Here is a 15454-nt window from a genome sequence, read left to right on the forward strand (position 1 = left end):
TTGGAGCGCTGGCGCGCTCGAGTTCGCGGCCCCGCCGGTCCCGTCGATCAGGTGCCGTTGCTTGCTCCTTCGTCGCCTACGCAACGGCACCTGATCGACGGGACGGCCGCGAACCCGGCCGCTGCGCGTCCGGCCCCTCCCTAGGGGTCGGGGGTCGGGGCTGGGTGGGCGGCATGTTGGCGCGGTGGCAATAATCAGGGCATGAGTGAATGGAAGGCCTTTACCGTCGAGATCGCCGACAACGTTGCCCAGGTCACGTTGATCGGACCGGGCAAGGGCAATGCGATGGGACCCGACTTCTGGCGCGAGCTGCCCGAGGTCTTCGCCGAGCTCGACGCGGATCCGCAGGTACGGGCGGTGGTGGTGACCGGGGCGGGCAAGCACTTCTCGTTCGGTCTCGACCTGGCCGCGACCGCGGGCACGCTGGCTCCGGTGCTGGCCGACGACGCGAAGGCGGGGCCGCGTACGGAGTTCCTCAAGGAGGTCCGCCGGATGCAGGCCTCGGTGACGGCGCTGGCCGAGTGCACCAAGCCGGTGATCGCGGCGGTGTCCGGGTGGTGCATCGGCGGTGGTCTCGACCTGATCGCCGCTGCCGATATTCGTCTGGCCAGCGCGGATGCCAAGTTCAGCCTGCGTGAGGCGAAGGTGGCGATCGTCGCTGACATCGGGTCGCTGCAACGCCTGCCCGGCATCATCGGCGAGGGCAATCTGCGGGAGCTGGCCTTCACCGCCAAGGACATCGACGCGGCCCGTGCCGAGCGGATGGGCCTGGTGAACGAGGTGTTCGCCGATCAGGAGGCCGTGCTGGCCGCCGCGCACGCGATGGCGCGCGAGATCGCGGGCAACCCGCCGCTGGTGGTGCAGGGCATCAAGGACGTGCTCGAGCAGCGGACCAGCCCGGCGATCGCCGACGGTCTGCGTTACGTGTCGACGTGGAACGCGGCGTTCCTGCCGTCGAAGGACCTGCCCGAGGCGATCGCGGCGGTCTTCGAGAAGCGCGCGCCGGAGTTCAAGGGCGAGTAAAGGCAGTTCAAACGGTTGCCACGGCGACCGTTCTGCCTACATACTTGCATCACACAACTAATTGATTGATGCAAGTAAAGGTAAACGTGTGAGTGAGAGTGAGCCCGCGATCGACGCGATCGCGATCCAGCTCGTGCGGCTGCACCGGCTGCGCGATCGGGCGATGGCCCAGATCAAGGACCACTCGGGGATCGACCCGGCGGGGTTCATGGTGCTGTTCCGGTTGGTGTGTGACGGGCCGATGCGCTCGGGCGCCCTCGCCGACGCGGTGCATTCGGACGCGTCGACGGTGAGCAGGCAGGTCGCGCAGCTGGTGGAGCGTGGCCTGGTGGTGCGCGCCGCCGACCCCGACGACGGGCGAGCCACCGTGCTGGAGGCCACCGACTACGGGCGCGAGACCGCCGACCGGATCCGGGCGCGGCGCCGGAATTCCATCGCCATCGTCACCGAGAACTGGTCCACCGACGATCGCGCGCTTTTCGCCGGGCTGCTGACGCGGTTCGTCGAGGACTACGACGCGGCCCGCCCGGTCCTGCTGGCCCAGCCGCCCGCACTGAGCACTACGGAGAACGTTTCGTGACGACAACCGCGGCCCCGGTGGAATCACCGGCAGGCTTCACCCATCGCCAAATCCTGACCATCCTGTCCGGGCTGATGCTCGGCATGCTGCTGGCCTCGCTCGATCAGACGATCGTGTCGACGTCCATCCGCACCATCGCCGACGACCTCGACGGCTACTCGCTGCAGGCCTGGGCCACCACCGCCTACCTGATCACCGCGACGATCAGCACCCCGCTCTACGGCAAGCTCTCGGACATGTTCGGCCGCAAGCCGTTCTTCCTGGCCGCGATCGGTCTGTTCATCGTCGGTTCGCTGCTGTGCACGCTGGCCACGTCGATGTATCAGCTGGCCGCGTTCCGCGCGTTCCAGGGTCTGGGCGCGGGCGGACTCATGTCGCTGGCGCTGGCCATCATGGGCGACATCATCGGACCCCGTGAACGCGCCCGCTACCAGGGCTATTTCCTTGCGGTGTTCGGCATTTCGAGCGTGCTCGGGCCCGTCCTCGGCGGGCTGCTGGCCGGGCAGGACACCATTCTCGGCATCACCGGCTGGCGCTGGGTGTTCCTGGTGAACGTGCCGCTGGGGCTGCTCGCCCTGGTGGTGGTGACCCGGGTGCTGCACCTGCCGCGCAAGCCGCATGCCACCCACCGCATCGACTTCGCGGGTGCGATCGTGCTCGCGGTCGGATTGGTTCCGCTGCTGATCGTGGCCGAACAGGGTCGCGAATGGGGCTGGAGCAGTAACTCTTCGGTGATCTGTTACGCGATCGGCGCGATCGGGCTGGCCGGCTTCGTCGTGGTCGAGAAGTTCATGGGGGACGCGGCGTTGATCCCGCTGCGGATCTTCGACAATGTGACGTTCGCGCTCGGCGTGGTGATCTCCTTCGTCGTCGGTGCGGCGATGTTCGGCGGCATGCTGCTGCTGCCGCAGTACCTGCAGGTGGTGCGCGGCGCCGGGCCGACCGAGGCAGGTCTGCAGATGCTGCCGATGGTGCTCGGGCTGATGACCGGTTCGATCGTCTCGGGTCGGCTGATCTCGAAAACCGGCCGCTACCGGGCATTCCCGATAATCGGCGCGATCATGCTGACGCTCGGGTTGTTCCTGCTGCACCTGCTCGACGCCGACAGCCCGCTGTGGCTGGCGATGCTGTTCATGGCGGCCACCGGCTTCGGCCTCGGCAATCTCATGCAGCCGCTGACCCTGGCCTTGCAGAACGCGCTGCCGCCCAAGGACATGGGCGTTTCGACCGCGTCGGCGACGTTCTTCCGTCAGATCGGCGGCACTCTCGGCGCCGCGGTGTTCCTGTCGATCCTGTTCTCGCTGCTCACCCCGAACATCACCACCGAATTGCAGCAGTCGGCGGCGGACCCCGCCTACCAGCAGGCCGTGATCGAGGGCGCGCAGAGCACCAACCCGGCGGATGCCGCGCTGGCCAAGGGCCTGCTGGCGCACGACACGTCGGCCGCGGGCAAGGTACTCCAGGACAGCTCGATCATCCAGCAGCTCGACCCCGAACTCGCCAAGCCCTTCCAGGTGGGCTTCGCCGACTCGATGTCGACGGTGTTCCTCGTCGCCTCCGCGGTGGCGTTGATCGCCCTGCTGCTGGTGCTGTTCTGGAAGGAAGTTCCGCTGCGGATGTCGGGGGGAATCCAAGCCGACGGCGATGCCAAGGCCGCCGAAGGGGTGGGTGCGCTGGTCGACACCGCCGCGCAGTCCGCCGCGTCAGCCGGGGACCCGCGCGACGGGGGCGAGGGTGGTCGAGTCCGAGCGGGTGCGCCCCCGGCATGATCATCGGGTGAGTCGATTCGGCAGCGGTGGTGTAGTGCGGCGGTTACGTCGTCTGCCCGCCGCTGTCGGCTATCTGCTGGTGGGCGGGCTGACCGGGGTGGCGTCGCTGTTCGCGGTGGTCGCGCTGGCGATCGTGGCGGCCGCGAGCCTGATCGGGATCGGGATTCCCGCGCTGCCGGAGGCGGTCAAGTTGATCCGGCCGCTGCTGGGGCTCGAACGGCGCAGGGCGGGCAGGTTGCTCGGCACGCCGATCGTGTCCGCCTACCGGCCGTTGACCGGCGACCTGCGTCATCAGCTCGCGACGCTGGCCGCCGATCCGGCGAATCGGCGTGATCTGGCCTGGCTGGTGCTGCACGCGATCATCGGATTGCCACTGGCCGCGCTGGCGGTGGCACTGCCGCTGAGCGCGGTACAGCATCTCGCCGTCGCGAGTTATTGGAGTGCGCGGGCCGACGGCACGGTGTCCAGCGGCGGCATCGTCATCGATTCTTGGACCGCCGCCGTGGTGAGCGTGGCGGTCGGCATTGTCTACGGCGCCCTCGCACTGCGTGCGCCCGAGGCGGCGAACGCGCAGGCCCGAGTGGCAGGGGAGTTGCTCGCGCCGGACGAGAACGCCGTGCTGGCCGATCGGGTCGCCGAGCTGACCGTGACCAGGGCCGCCGCGTTGGACGCGCACGGTGCCGAACTGCGCCGCATCGAACGCGATCTGCACGATGGCGCCCAAGCCAGAATCGCGGCGGTGATCATGCAACTCGGACTGGCCGAGCAATGGCGCGACCGTGATCCCGAAGCCGCCGATCGGATGGTGCGGACAGCGCAGGACACGGCTTCGGCGGCCTTGGCCGAACTGCGCGATGTGGTGCGCAGCGTTTACCCGCCGGTGCTCTCGGATCGGGGCCTGAACAGCGCCGTCTCCGCACTGGCCGCGCGCAGTCCGATCCCGTGCGTGCTCGAATCCAACGGCATCACCCGGCGGCCGATGGCGGTGGAGGCCGCCGCCTATTTCGTGATCGCCGAGGCCATCACCAACGCGACCAAACACTCCGGTGCCGACACACTCTCGATAGAACTGGGTGGGCCGCCCGATCTGCTCACCGTCGAGATCCGCGACGACGGTATGGGTGGAGCGAGCGCGACCGACGGGGGAGGTCTGGCCGGCATCCGGCGCAGGGCCGAGGCGCTCGACGGGCAGATGACGCTGAGCAGCCCTGCCGGTGGGCCTACTGTGGTGCGGGTGGAGTTGCCGTGCGGGTCGTGATCGCCGAGGACGACGCCCTCCTGCGGGAAGGCCTCGTCCTGCTGTTGAAGACGGCCGGGATCGACGTGGTGGCCGCCGTCGACAATGCCGACGATTTCCTCGCCGTCGTCACCGCCGACCGGCCGGACGCCGTGGTGGTGGATGTGCGGCTCCCGCCGACCTTCACCGACGACGGCCTGCGCGCCGCCGTGCGTGCCAGGACCGTCCATCCCGGGCTGCCGGTGCTCGTGCTGTCGTCCTATGTGGAGGACAGTTACGCCTCCGAACTGCTCGGTGACGGTGGTGGTGGCGTCGGGTACCTGCTCAAGGAACGGGTCGGCAAGGTCGACCGGTTCCTCGAATCCCTGCACCGCGTCGCCGCCGGTGGCACCGCGATGGACCCGGAAGTGATCGCACAACTGCTGGTGCGCCGCAAGCTCGACGATCCGCTGTCCACGCTGACCGCCCGCGAACGCGAAGTGCTCGCGCTGATGGCCGAAGGACAGGACAACTCCGCCATCGCGGCACGCCTGGTCGTCACCGAAGGCGCTGTGCTCAAACACATTCGCAGCATCTTCGCCAAGCTCGGCCTCGCCGCCGACGAATCGGGCCACCGCCGGGTCCTCGCCGTACTGGCCTACCTGAACGCGCGCCCCGGATCGTCCTGACAGACCGGGTCGGTGTCGGGCAGCGTGCCGTCGCGGAGATAGGCGTTGACGGTCGTGTCGACGCAGGTGTTCGGGTAGTTGCCGTAGATCCAGTGCACTGCGACATCTTCCAAGGTCACCAGGCGTGACCCCGTCATTGCCCGGTGCATGACACGCGCGCCCGCGTGGGTGGTGCGGGTGTCGTCGGTGGACTGGACGATCAGGCTCGGCACCGCATTGCCGATCACGGTCGGCTGCTCGACCGGGGGCGCCCAGAACGCGCACGGCGGAATGTTGTTCGCGAACGCGCCGAACAGCGGTTGATCGGCGCGACTCGCCTCGATATTGCGCCAGTACCAGGCTGGATCGCGCGGTACTTCCACATCGCCGCACAGGACGGCCAACGCCGGTGAGTAGTCGCGTGGCCGCGCGGTGAGCATGAAGGCGAGCGAGGCGGCAAGCTCGGGTTCGGGCCGCACCTCGATGCCGTCGGCGGCATCGGCGAGTTGGCGGATCTGGTGGGCCAGCAGCGGATAGTTGCGTGGGTCGTCGAGCCCGCGGTAGAGCACCATCGGCAGGCTGTGTTCGTCGACGGTGAACTCGCCGATCCGGATCGGCCGGTCGTTCGCGCGGCGGACCATGGTCTGCACGGTCGACCTGACCGCGGAACGGTCCGCGCCGAAACGGAACTCGCCGTCGTGGGCGGCCACCCAATCGGCCCATCGGTCGAATGCCGCCTCGTTGACCGGGCCCATGGCACGGATCATCCCGACCGATCCGTAGTGCTCGGGGTCGACGGCACTGTCGAGGACGAACCGGTCGCTGCGCTCGGGGAACAGCTGGGCGAAGACCGCGCCGAGGTAGGTGCCGTAGGAGGTGCCGAAGTAGCTGATTCGTTCCTCACCGAGGGCGGCACGGATGATGTCCATATCGCGGGCGGTGTTGCGTGTGGTGATGTGGTGCAGCCGAGGTCCTTCGTTCGTCGCGCACAGCGCGGCGAGTTCGGCTTGCTGAGCGACGCTTTCGGCGAAACCGACGCCGTCGAGACCGGCAGATTCCAGCCCGAATCCGTGTTGCCAGCGGCAGTTCACCGGGGTGGAGCGGCCGATGCCGCGCGGATCCATGCCGATCAGGTCGTAGCGGTCACGGACGTCGGAGCTCATCGCCTCGCGCACGTCGATCATGAAGTCGAGACCGGGAGCGCCGGGGCCTCCCGGATTGGACAGCAGCACGCCGCGACGTTTCGCCGGGTCCGTAGCGGGCAGCCGCGAGATGGCCACGGTCATCGTTTCCGCCTGTGGCGCCGAGTAATCCACCGGTACCCTCACCTGCGCGCACTGGGCGCCCGCCGGATCGAGACGCGGATCATCGCAGGACTGCCAGGTCAGCGACTGATGGCGAAAACGATCGAGCGGGTCGACATCGGCCGATGCCGTTGTGGCGGTGAGCAATCCGGCGGCCGTCGCGGCGACCGCGACGGCCAGGATCGCGCGTTTCATGAGGCGCAGACCACGGCGTCGAAGGCCCGCTCGACAACCTCTGCCTGGTCTTTGCTGTGCGGCAGCTCGTTCACGGTGATGGTCACCGCGACGCCGTCGGCTGTGACACCGGTGCGGGTATCGAAACCGGGGATGCTGCCACCGTGGGCGACGGTCGTCTTGCCACACGAGGTGGTCTGCACGACCAGGCCTAATCCGTAACCGGCCGAAGGCATTCGGTCGAACTGCACCGTCTGCCGCATCTGTTCCAGCTGTGCGGCGGGCAGCAACTTACCGTCCAGCAGTGCGAGGAAGAAGCGGTTCAGATCCGAGCCGGTGGCGATCATCGCACCCGCGGTATCGCCCCATGAGGGATCGAAGTCGGTGAAATCGACACGTGCGCCGTCGATGTCCTGATAGCCGCGCGGGTGTGGTGTGCGCAGGCTGATGTCGCCGGGTGCGGGAAAGTAGGTGTCGCGCAAGCCGAGTGGCTCGGTGATCCTGGTGGTGATCTCCGTGGCGGCGGGGCGGCCGGTGACCTGCTCGATCAGCATGCCGAGCAGGATGTAGTTGGTGTTGGTGTAGACCGAGCGGGCGCCGGGTTCGTGCCGCGGCGGCATCGTCATCGCGATGCGGACCAGCTCGCTGGGCGAAAAGTGGCGCAGGCGGATGACTTCCGGGTCTGGCTCGATCTGCTGCGTGCCTGGGTCGGCACGCAGGCTGGGATCGCCGCCGGCCAGATAGTCCGGTAGCCCGCTGGTGTGCTGGAGCAGTTGGCGCACGGTGATGCGGTTGCCATCGTTGCCACTGCCCTGCACGACGCCCGGTAGGTACCGCTCGACGGGACCATCGAGTTCGACCTTCCCCTCGGCGACCAACTGCATGACCACGGTCGCGACGAAACTCTTGGTGTTGCTGCCGATTCGGACATACGCCCCGTCGGGAATCGGTGCGCCCGTCTCGATATCACCGACCCCCGCGGTGACGGTCTGTTCGCCGGCCGCGGTGGTGATCACGGCCTGGGCGCCGGGGAATCCGGCCTGCACCACCGATTCGAGCGCCTGCCGGATCTCCGGCCGACCCGGTTGCGCCGCCGTGGCGCTGTTCTCGGGCCCGCACGCGGTGACGGTGAGTAGTGCGAGCAGGCCGGTTCCGGCCGTGAAGGCACGCAGTGACTTGCTCGAAAAAGTGGTGTTGAGCTGCATGATTCGAGCCTAGGAACGAGCGGGCGCCGTGCCCATGACGCGCACACCCGAATCGAAGGTGGTGCCTGCGCTACCAACCTTGGGGTGGGGTAGGTGAATCGACCAAGGGGAGAGCGAACCTACCCCTAGGGTTGGCTGTTCAAACCTCTGCGCCGCAATAACTTCGAGAAGTCGAAGTTGTCCGCGTCAGGAGAATCAATATGCGCATCAAATCCACCGTCGCCGCCGCCCTGCTGGCCGTCGCGACCGTCGCCGGGGTGTCGGCGGTCGGTGCGGGCAGTGCCGCCGCGGCGCCGTACGGAACATATTACGGCACCTACTACGAGCTCTATCAGTGCCGCGCGGCCGGGGAAGATCCGTACACCGGCGGGTACTACTGGGAGTGCACGGAGAGCTGGGACGGCTGGGATCTCTACATCTGGTACTGACACCGAAACGGGAAGTCCGAAAACTCTTCGGACTTCCCGTTTTTCGTAGGTCTATCGGCTCAGTGGCCGGATTCCTTCAGTCGAGTGAAGGACTCGTCGATGATCTTCTCGGCCTCGGCGCGGCCGAGCCACTCCGAACCCTCGACGTACTTGCCCGGCTCGAGATCCTTGTAGCGCTCGAAGAAGTGCTTGATCGCCGACAGTTCGAACTCCGAGACGTCGCCCAGGTCCTGGATGTGATCCCAGCGCGGGTCGCCCGCGGGGACACACAGCACCTTGTCGTCGCCACCGGCCTCGTCGGTCATGCGGTACACGCCCACCGGGCGGGCCTCGACGATCACGCCGGGGAACACCGACTCGGGCAGCAGCACCAGCGCGTCGAGCGGGTCGCCGTCCTCGCCGAGGGTGTTCTCGATGAAGCCGTAGTCGGCCGGGTAGCCCATGGAGGTGTACAGGTACCGGTCGAGCTTGACCCGACCGCTCTCGTGATCGACCTCGTACTTGTTCCGAGAACCCTTGGGAATCTCGATGGTGACGTCGAACTCCACGCCATCTCCTTGCTCGTTCGAGTGCTGGTCTGTGCCGAATCGCCAGATCGTTCTGGGGAACCGTTGCGCAACGAGGATAGTGTGGTGTGCTGGTACACCGGTGCGGCAGGCGGCTGTAGTCGCGCAGTCGAGGCGTGTCGGTCGGCGTTGAGGGAGACACTGTCGTGGTCGATGCAGGCGGCAATCCGGGATCACCGGTGCAGGGGCGCCGGAGGTCCCGCTGGATCTGGTTGTCGGCAGTGGTCGTCGCGCTACTGGTGATCGCGGGCGGTTTCGCGGCGATCGCGCAGCCGTGGACGCCGGAATTCCGGCACGGCGGACTCACCGTGGCGCCGCCGCCGGACACGGGTCAGGTGTTTCCCGAGGTTGCTCCGGCCCGATCGGACGCGCCCGCGCCCACGGTGGCGGGCATCGCCGCGGCGCTCGCCGCGGTGGTCGGCAACCCTGATCTCGGTGCGTTCGCGGGTCAGGTGACCGATCCGGGCAGCGGGACGGTGCTGTGGAGTCAGGAGTCGACCAAGGCGATGATCCCGTCGTCGACGGCCAAGATCATGCTGGTCGCGGCCGCATTGCTGACCTTGCCCGATGATCAGCGGGTGACCACCAAGGTGCTCGCCGGTGCGCCCGGCGAGCTGGTGCTGGTGGCGGGCGGGGACCCCACGCTCACCACACGGGCAGCGGGCGGCTACTACACCGACGGCGCCCGGATCGCGGATCTGGCCGCGCAGGTGCGGGCCGCGGGCCGCCAGGTGAACGCGATCGTGGTCGACACGTCCGCCTACTCGGGGCCGACCATGGCCTCGGGCTGGGACCCGATCGACATCCCGGAAGGGTCGATCGCCCCGATCGAGCCGATCATGCTCGACGGTGGCCGGTTCGACCCCTCGGCCGACTATTCCCCGCGCACCGCGAATCCCGCGCTGGACGCCGGGCGAGCGCTCGCCGCCGAGCTGGGTATCGATCCCGCCGCGGTGCGAGTGGGACCGGCCGCGCAGACCGGCGCCCAGATCGCGAAGGTCGAATCGGCCCCGCTGCGGGTTCGCTTGCACGACATGATGATTCACTCCGACAATGTGCTGGCCGAGACCATCGGACGTGAGCTGGCGGTGGCGTCGGGCCAGCCGGCATCCTTCGCCGGTGCGGTCGCCGCCACCACGGCCGCCCTGTCGACGGCCGGATTCGATATCGCCGGACTGCATCTGGCCGACAACAGTGGGCTCTCCGTCGACGACCGGGTGACCCCGAAGCTGCTCGATTCGATCATCGCGACCGCGGCGGAACCGACCGGCAACGCCGCATTGGTACCGGCCGGAACACAGGCCAGGCCCGAAAACGACCCGCGCGCAGCGGCTCTCGCGCCGATGCTGGACTACCTGCCCGTCGCGGGCGGCACCGGCACACTCGCGCCGCGCTTCGTCACACAGAACCGGCAGGGTGCGGGGTGGGTGCGCGCCAAGACCGGAACTCTGAGCGTGGCCAGCGCGTTGGTCGGATATGTACTCGACCGCGACGGGCGGGTACTCACCTTCGCACTCATGTCGAACGACCGATTGCCGGAGCAGAGCAGGCCGGCGCTCGACGCGGTGGCGGGTGCCCTGCGCAACTGTGGATGCTCGTAGAGAACGGGTGACTATGACCGACAAGACCGAGCGCAAGAGTTCCGGGTTCAGCGGAGCTGTGGACTGGCGGCTGGCCGCGCGAACCGGGGCGGTGCTCGCTCCCTCCGGGCCGCGCGTGTCCCGGCAGACGGCCGAACAGGTCGTCGCCGAGCTGGCGTCTGCCTCGATACTGGCCGAACTGCCGGTGCGTGAGGTCAGTGGGCTGCTCGACGACCGGCCGGTTCCCGAGGCGCGGATCGTCGACCGGCCGGGGTGGATCTCCGCGGCCGCCGATTCGATGGCTGTGCTCACCGGCATCGAATCCGCCGACGGGGGCAAGTTCGTCGGGAAACCCGCGGGTGTCCAGGCGGGGACCATGCTGGCGTTCCTGTCGACCGCGATTCTCGGGCAGTACGACCCGTTCACCGGCGAGGACGGCACCTTGCTGCTGGTCGCGCCCAATATCCTCGGCGTCGAGCGTGCGCTCGGCGTAGATCCGAGCGACTTCCGGCTCTGGGTGTGCCTGCACGAGGTGACACACCGGGTGCAGTTCTCGTCGGCGCCCTGGCTGGCCGGGTACATGCGCACCAACGTGGACATCTTGAGCGAGGTCGGCGAGGAACCGATGAGCGAGATGCTCACCCGATTACTGGGCGAGGTGCGGTCGCGGCGCAACGGCGACAACACCGACGATCCGAACAGTCGAGGGGTGGTCGGACTGTTGCGTGCGGCCCAGGCGCCGCCGCAGCGCGAGGCACTGGATCGACTGTTGATGCTCGGCACGCTGCTCGAAGGGCATGCCGATCATGTGATGGACGCCGCCGGGCCCGCTGTGGTGCCGACCGTCGCCGATATCAGGGCCGCGTTCGATCGACGTCGACAGAAGCCGTCCAATCCGATCCAGCGGCTGCTGCGGGCCTTGCTCGGCGTGGACGCGAAGGTCGCGCAATACGTACGGGGCAAGAAGTTCGTGGACGCGGTGGTCGAGCGGGTGGGGGTCGCGGAATTCAACACGGTGTGGACGAACGCCGACACGCTGCCGTTGCTGGACGAGGTCGACGATCCGGAACGGTGGATTCGCCGGGTGCTGGGATAGGTCTCGGTAACCTGCACACGTGACTTACGCGGACGGTCGACCGCCGAGCAGGGCCGCGCAGCCTGCTCGTGGATCGCGGCTGCCGTCCGAGGCGATTGTTCGGTGTGGCCGATGACATCGCCTCGTCCGATGCGCCTGCCGGAGACAGCGGCGGTGCTCGCGGTGCGGCGGGGTGTGCGCGAGTGGGTGGCCGCGCACGGTGGGCGGGGGCCGGTGGTTGTGGGGTTGTCCGGCGGGGCGGATTCGCTGGCCTTGGTGGCCGCCGCCGTTGTCGAGGCGGGTGCGGTGACCGCGGTGGTCGTCGACCATCGGTTGCAGGAGGGGTCAGGGGCGGTGGCCGATCGGGCGGTCGAGCAAGCGATGGGGCTCGGGTGTGTGGGGGCGATGGTCGTGCCCGTCGAGGTCGGGCGTGCGGGGGGTGTGGAGGCGGCGGCTCGGGCGGCTCGGTACGCGGCGTTGGAGTCGGTACGGGACGGGCGGCCGGTGTTGCTCGGACACACGCTCGATGATCAGGCCGAGACGGTGCTGCTCGGGTTGGCGCGCGGCTCGGGCGGGCGGTCCATTCAGGGGATGGTGGCGTGGAATGCGCCGTGGGGGCGGCCGTTGCTGGGTGTGCGGAGGGCTCAGACGGTGCGGATGTGCACCGATCTGGGGATCGAACCGTGGGACGATCCGCACAACGTCGACCTCAGGTACACCCGCGTGCGGGTGCGCAACGAAGTACTGCCACTGCTCGAGGACGTCCTCGGCGGTGGGGTCGCGCAGGCACTCGTCCGCACGGCCGAGCAGTTGCGTGCGGACGGCGCGGTGCTCGATGCCTACGCGGCCGAGTTGCTGCGGAATGCGCGTTCGCACCGCGCGAGCGCACGTCCCGATGGCGCCGTGGCGCGCCGTCCCGATCTCGATGATCGATCCGGGGCCGGTGGCCGCGACGACACTGATCGACCCACGCTGTCGATCGAGATCCTGGCCACTGCCCCGCCCGCGTTGCGTCGCAGGGCGGTGCGCGCCTGGCTTGCGGACGAGGGCGTGAGCGGGCTCATGAACGCCCATTTACAGGCGATCGACGAGCTGGTGAGTAATTGGCACGGACAGGGCGGGGTGGCGGTGGCGGGCGGCTCGAGGGACCACAGGTTGGTCGTGACGCGCGAACATGGCACGCTGGCGGTGCGAGCACAGCCGCGCATTTGATGCCACGAAGGGACACCCACTTCCGTGTACGGAGACGACATCGCATCGGTGCTGATCACCGAAGACGAGATCAAAGCCAAGATCGAGGAACTGGCCGAGCTCGTCGCCAAGCGATACCCGCCCGATTCCCCCGAAGGTGACCTCCTGCTGATCTGCGTCCTCAAGGGCGCGATCTTCTTCATGACCGACTTCGCCAGGGCGCTGTCGATCCCCACTCAGCTCGAATTCATGGCCGTGTCGTCCTACGGTTCGTCCACCTCGTCCTCGGGCGTGGTGCGCATCATGAAGGACCTGGACAAGGACATCGCGGGCCGTAACGTCCTGATCGTCGAGGACATCATCGACTCGGGCCTGACCCTGTCCTGGCTCAAGCGCAACCTGTCCACCCGCAACCCGGCCTCGCTGGAAGTAGTCACCCTGCTCCGCAAGCCCGACGCGCTGCGCACCCCCGTCGACGTAGCGCACGTGGGCTTCGACATCCCCAACGAATTCGTCGTCGGCTACGGCCTCGACTACGCCGAGCGCTACCGCGACCTCCCCTACATCGGCACCCTCAACCCGGCGGTGTACTCGTAATCTTGGAGCGCTGGCGCGCTCGAGTTCGCGCCTCCGGCGGTCCCGCCGATCAGGTACCGCTGCTTGCTCCTTCGTGCCTACGCAACGGCACCTGATCGGCGGGACGGGCGCGAACCGCCGACTGCGTCGGCGGCCCCTCCTCGAGGTCGGGGCTGGGGGTCGACGACTCTGATCAGTGCCCGGATATCGGCGTCGATGGCGCGGAACAGCGCGTACGAGCCGAGGAAGGCCACGACGCTGCCGAGGTAGACGACGCGCAGGGAGACCATGGTCGGCAACAGGTCCTCGGTGGGCAGCAGGGTGATGGCGACCATCGCGATCAGCGGGATGGACGCGGCGACCGCCAGATACCAGCCGCAGCGCCGCAGGAGTCCGCGCAGCGCCGCGGCGTCGGTGTGGAACCGGTGGCCTTGCTGCAGGAAGGCCGGGTAGGCGCAGCGGACCATGTAGAAGGTGATGAGGAAGAACGCGTAGGTCGCCGCCACGGCGCAACCGATGGCGTTCGACGTCAGAAATTGCACCGTGGTGCGCGTCTCCAGCTCACCGGTGCTCACCTTCACCGTGGCGGGCAGGATCGCGGCCGCGGTGACCCAGAACAACACGGCGACGACAACCGCCCGGTCACCCAGGTACAGCGATTGCCTGCTTGCCAGGCCCAACGTCGCGGTACCCACGCGTCGCCCGGCCCGTAACGCGCGTGGAACCAGGATCGCGTGGCGGGACAAATAGACCAGGATCACCGCGCCGAGCGCGAAGGACATCACGTTGGTGACCACCGAGACGATGTGCACCGCCTCGCGAGCGGCGGGCTCGAGCCGCTGCACCAGCAGGCCGGAGTTCTGCCAGGTCTTGTATTTCACGGCGAGCGCGTTGGGTACCGCGATCGCCAGCGTCATCAGCGCAACCATGAAGGGCCGCAAGCGAATTCGGTAGGAACCGGCAGGCGGGTCGACCAGGTCTCTGCCGCGCGGGTCCAGGCAGAGGTCGAACTGTTCGGCGAGGACGGTGCCGTCGGGCCAGCGGTCGTTTCGGTCCGGCTCGAGGCAGCGCAGCAGCACCCGGCGAAGTGCGGGCGGACAGTCCGGCGGGAGTTGTTGCAGCGCGGAATTACCGACGCCCGTGCTGCGTGCGGAGAGCATCGCTTCGAGTCTGGTTCGATCTCCGCAGTCGGGGTCGTCGGCGCCGGTGTCGTCGAACGGCTTGGTGCCGGTGAGCAGTTCCCACAGCAGCACACCCAGTGAGAAGAGATCGGAGCGTGCTTCGAGGTCGGCGGCGCTGCGGTCGTAGCCGGGATGGCTGGCCTCGAGCTGCTCGGGTGACATGTACGCCAGCGACCCGCCGAAATACGAGAGCGGGCTGGTGCCCGCGGTCTCGCTGAAGCTGATGTTGAAATCGGCGAGCTTCGGCACGCCCTCGGCCGTGAGCAGGACATTCGCCGGTTTCACGTCACGGTGCAGCACACCCCGATCGGCCGCGTGATCCAGTGCCGCGGCCAGGCGCCGACCCAGCCAGGCCACGGTGTCGGGCCAGCTGAGGTGGGCGATCTCGCGCCGCACGCTCGAATCCGCCGGCCGGATCTCGCCCTTCTCCGTCATCGCCGCGTCGATCGCGTCGAGCAGGAGCCGACCGTCGCGTTCGGCGGGCGGGGTCGCGCGGACCCAGCGCAGCAGGCCGAGCAGGGTGCCGCCGGGCAGGAACTGCATGTACAGCAGGCGCAGCCGGGGCGACCCGTCGCCGGGTGGATCGAGGACGAGCTGATCGAACACGCGCACGATGTAGTCGTGGTCGAGCTGGGCCAGGGTTTGCGGCTCGGTGCCGCTGTCGGCGGAGATCTTCACCGCGACCAGACGTTGCATCGACCGTTGCCTGGCGAGGAAGACCCGGGCGAACGCGCCCACGCCGAGCTCGGTCAGCAGCTCGAAGTCGCCGACGCGGTCGCCCACCTCGAACCGGTCGAGCCCGCGGCGATCGGTGGAGTGCATGGTGGCGGTGCGGTCGAGCGAGGGGCGGGTCGCCTCGGTGATGACAGTCGAGCTCACGACGGGTCATACGCGCGGACCCGCACGGAAGTTCATCCG

General features: G+C 68.3%; 14 protein-coding genes. 10 read left to right on the forward strand and 4 right to left on the reverse strand.

The features are described 5' to 3' along the window. Positions 1–201: 201 nt before the first annotated feature. From ACWDXS_RS31890 to ACWDXS_RS31910, 5 genes are all read left to right on the forward strand, one after another. Positions 202–1023, forward strand: coding sequence for a crotonase/enoyl-CoA hydratase family protein (locus tag ACWDXS_RS31890; protein WP_379295914.1), 822 nt, complete (start codon positions 202–204; stop codon positions 1021–1023). 88 nt (positions 1024–1111) lie between these two features. Further along, entirely contained in the window at positions 1112–1603 is a 492-nt protein-coding gene (locus tag ACWDXS_RS31895) for a MarR family winged helix-turn-helix transcriptional regulator (protein ID WP_378990785.1), read from the forward strand. Next, the gene (locus ACWDXS_RS31900; protein WP_449971474.1) at positions 1600–3372 is read left to right on the forward strand and encodes an MDR family MFS transporter; all 1773 of its coding nucleotides are present in this window, start codon (positions 1600–1602) and stop codon (positions 3370–3372) included. Before ACWDXS_RS31895 ends, ACWDXS_RS31900 begins: the two co-directional genes overlap by 4 nt. 7 nt (positions 3373–3379) lie before the next feature. After that, a complete protein-coding gene (locus ACWDXS_RS31905) occupies positions 3380–4630 on the forward strand; it encodes a sensor histidine kinase (protein ID WP_449971477.1) in 1251 nt (416 codons plus the stop codon). After that, positions 4618–5277, forward strand: a complete 660-nt coding sequence (locus ACWDXS_RS31910) for a response regulator transcription factor (protein WP_449971480.1) — start codon at positions 4618–4620, stop codon at positions 5275–5277. Before ACWDXS_RS31905 ends, ACWDXS_RS31910 begins: the two co-directional genes overlap by 13 nt. Here ACWDXS_RS31910 and ACWDXS_RS31915 read toward each other — a convergent pair. After that, a complete protein-coding gene (locus ACWDXS_RS31915; RefSeq protein ID WP_449971483.1) occupies positions 5247–6755 on the reverse strand; it encodes an alpha/beta hydrolase in 1509 nt (502 codons plus the stop codon). The two genes, ACWDXS_RS31910 and ACWDXS_RS31915, sit on opposite strands and share 31 nt — an antisense overlap. Further along, positions 6752–7939, reverse strand: coding sequence for a serine hydrolase domain-containing protein (locus ACWDXS_RS31920; protein WP_449971486.1), 1188 nt, complete (start codon positions 7937–7939; stop codon positions 6752–6754). The genes ACWDXS_RS31915 and ACWDXS_RS31920 overlap by 4 nt, the downstream gene beginning before the upstream one ends. Before the next feature lie 200 nt (positions 7940–8139). Here ACWDXS_RS31920 and ACWDXS_RS31925 point away from each other — a divergent pair, with 200 nt between their 5' ends. Continuing rightward, on the forward strand, positions 8140–8367 hold the full coding sequence (locus tag ACWDXS_RS31925) for a hypothetical protein (RefSeq protein WP_378990774.1): 228 nt from the start codon (positions 8140–8142) through the stop codon (positions 8365–8367). A 59-nt stretch (positions 8368–8426) separates the two neighbouring features. Here the strand turns inward: ACWDXS_RS31925 and ACWDXS_RS31930 are convergent, their stop codons facing one another. After that, a complete protein-coding gene (locus ACWDXS_RS31930) occupies positions 8427–8915 on the reverse strand; it encodes an inorganic diphosphatase (RefSeq protein WP_062991391.1) in 489 nt (162 codons plus the stop codon). Between the two features lie 164 nt (positions 8916–9079). On the opposite strand from ACWDXS_RS31930, the gene dacB reads away from it, so the two are divergent. From dacB to hpt, 4 genes are all read left to right on the forward strand, one after another. Beyond that, the gene (gene dacB / locus ACWDXS_RS31935) at positions 9080–10534 is read left to right on the forward strand and encodes a D-alanyl-D-alanine carboxypeptidase/D-alanyl-D-alanine endopeptidase (RefSeq protein WP_449971491.1); all 1455 of its coding nucleotides are present in this window, start codon (positions 9080–9082) and stop codon (positions 10532–10534) included. 13 nt (positions 10535–10547) lie between these two features. Continuing rightward, positions 10548–11609: a zinc-dependent metalloprotease gene (locus ACWDXS_RS31940; protein WP_449971494.1), complete on the forward strand. Its 1062-nt coding sequence runs from the start codon at positions 10548–10550 to the stop codon at positions 11607–11609. A 129-nt stretch (positions 11610–11738) separates the two neighbouring features. Next, on the forward strand, positions 11739–12800 hold the full coding sequence (gene tilS, locus ACWDXS_RS31945; protein WP_449971635.1) for a tRNA lysidine(34) synthetase TilS: 1062 nt from the start codon (positions 11739–11741) through the stop codon (positions 12798–12800). Between the two features lie 24 nt (positions 12801–12824). Beyond that, a complete protein-coding gene (gene hpt, locus ACWDXS_RS31950) occupies positions 12825–13376 on the forward strand; it encodes a hypoxanthine phosphoribosyltransferase (protein WP_056819061.1) in 552 nt (183 codons plus the stop codon). Between the two features lie 77 nt (positions 13377–13453). Here the strand turns inward: hpt and ACWDXS_RS31955 are convergent, their stop codons facing one another. Next, a complete protein-coding gene (locus ACWDXS_RS31955; protein WP_449971498.1) occupies positions 13454–15415 on the reverse strand; it encodes a protein kinase domain-containing protein in 1962 nt (653 codons plus the stop codon). Positions 15416–15454 lie beyond the last annotated feature (39 nt).

This window comes from Nocardia sp. NPDC003183, from assembly GCF_053590715.1.

What these genes read in the sequence shown, in the direction of transcription:
- tilS (WP_449971635.1), top strand. Translation starts at nt 11,739, where the DNA reads ATGCGCCTGCCGGAGACAGCGGCGGTGCTCGCGGTGCGGCGGGGTGTG.
- ACWDXS_RS31925 (WP_378990774.1), top strand. Translation starts at nt 8,140, where the DNA reads ATGCGCATCAAATCCACCGTCGCCGCCGCCCTGCTGGCCGTCGCGACC.
- ACWDXS_RS31920 (WP_449971486.1), bottom strand. Translation starts at nt 7,939, where the DNA reads ATGCAGCTCAACACCACTTTTTCGAGCAAGTCACTGCGTGCCTTCACG.
- ACWDXS_RS31940 (WP_449971494.1), top strand. Translation starts at nt 10,548, where the DNA reads ATGACCGACAAGACCGAGCGCAAGAGTTCCGGGTTCAGCGGAGCTGTG.
- ACWDXS_RS31915 (WP_449971483.1), bottom strand. Translation starts at nt 6,755, where the DNA reads ATGAAACGCGCGATCCTGGCCGTCGCGGTCGCCGCGACGGCCGCCGGA.
- ACWDXS_RS31890 (WP_379295914.1), top strand. Translation starts at nt 202, where the DNA reads ATGAGTGAATGGAAGGCCTTTACCGTCGAGATCGCCGACAACGTTGCC.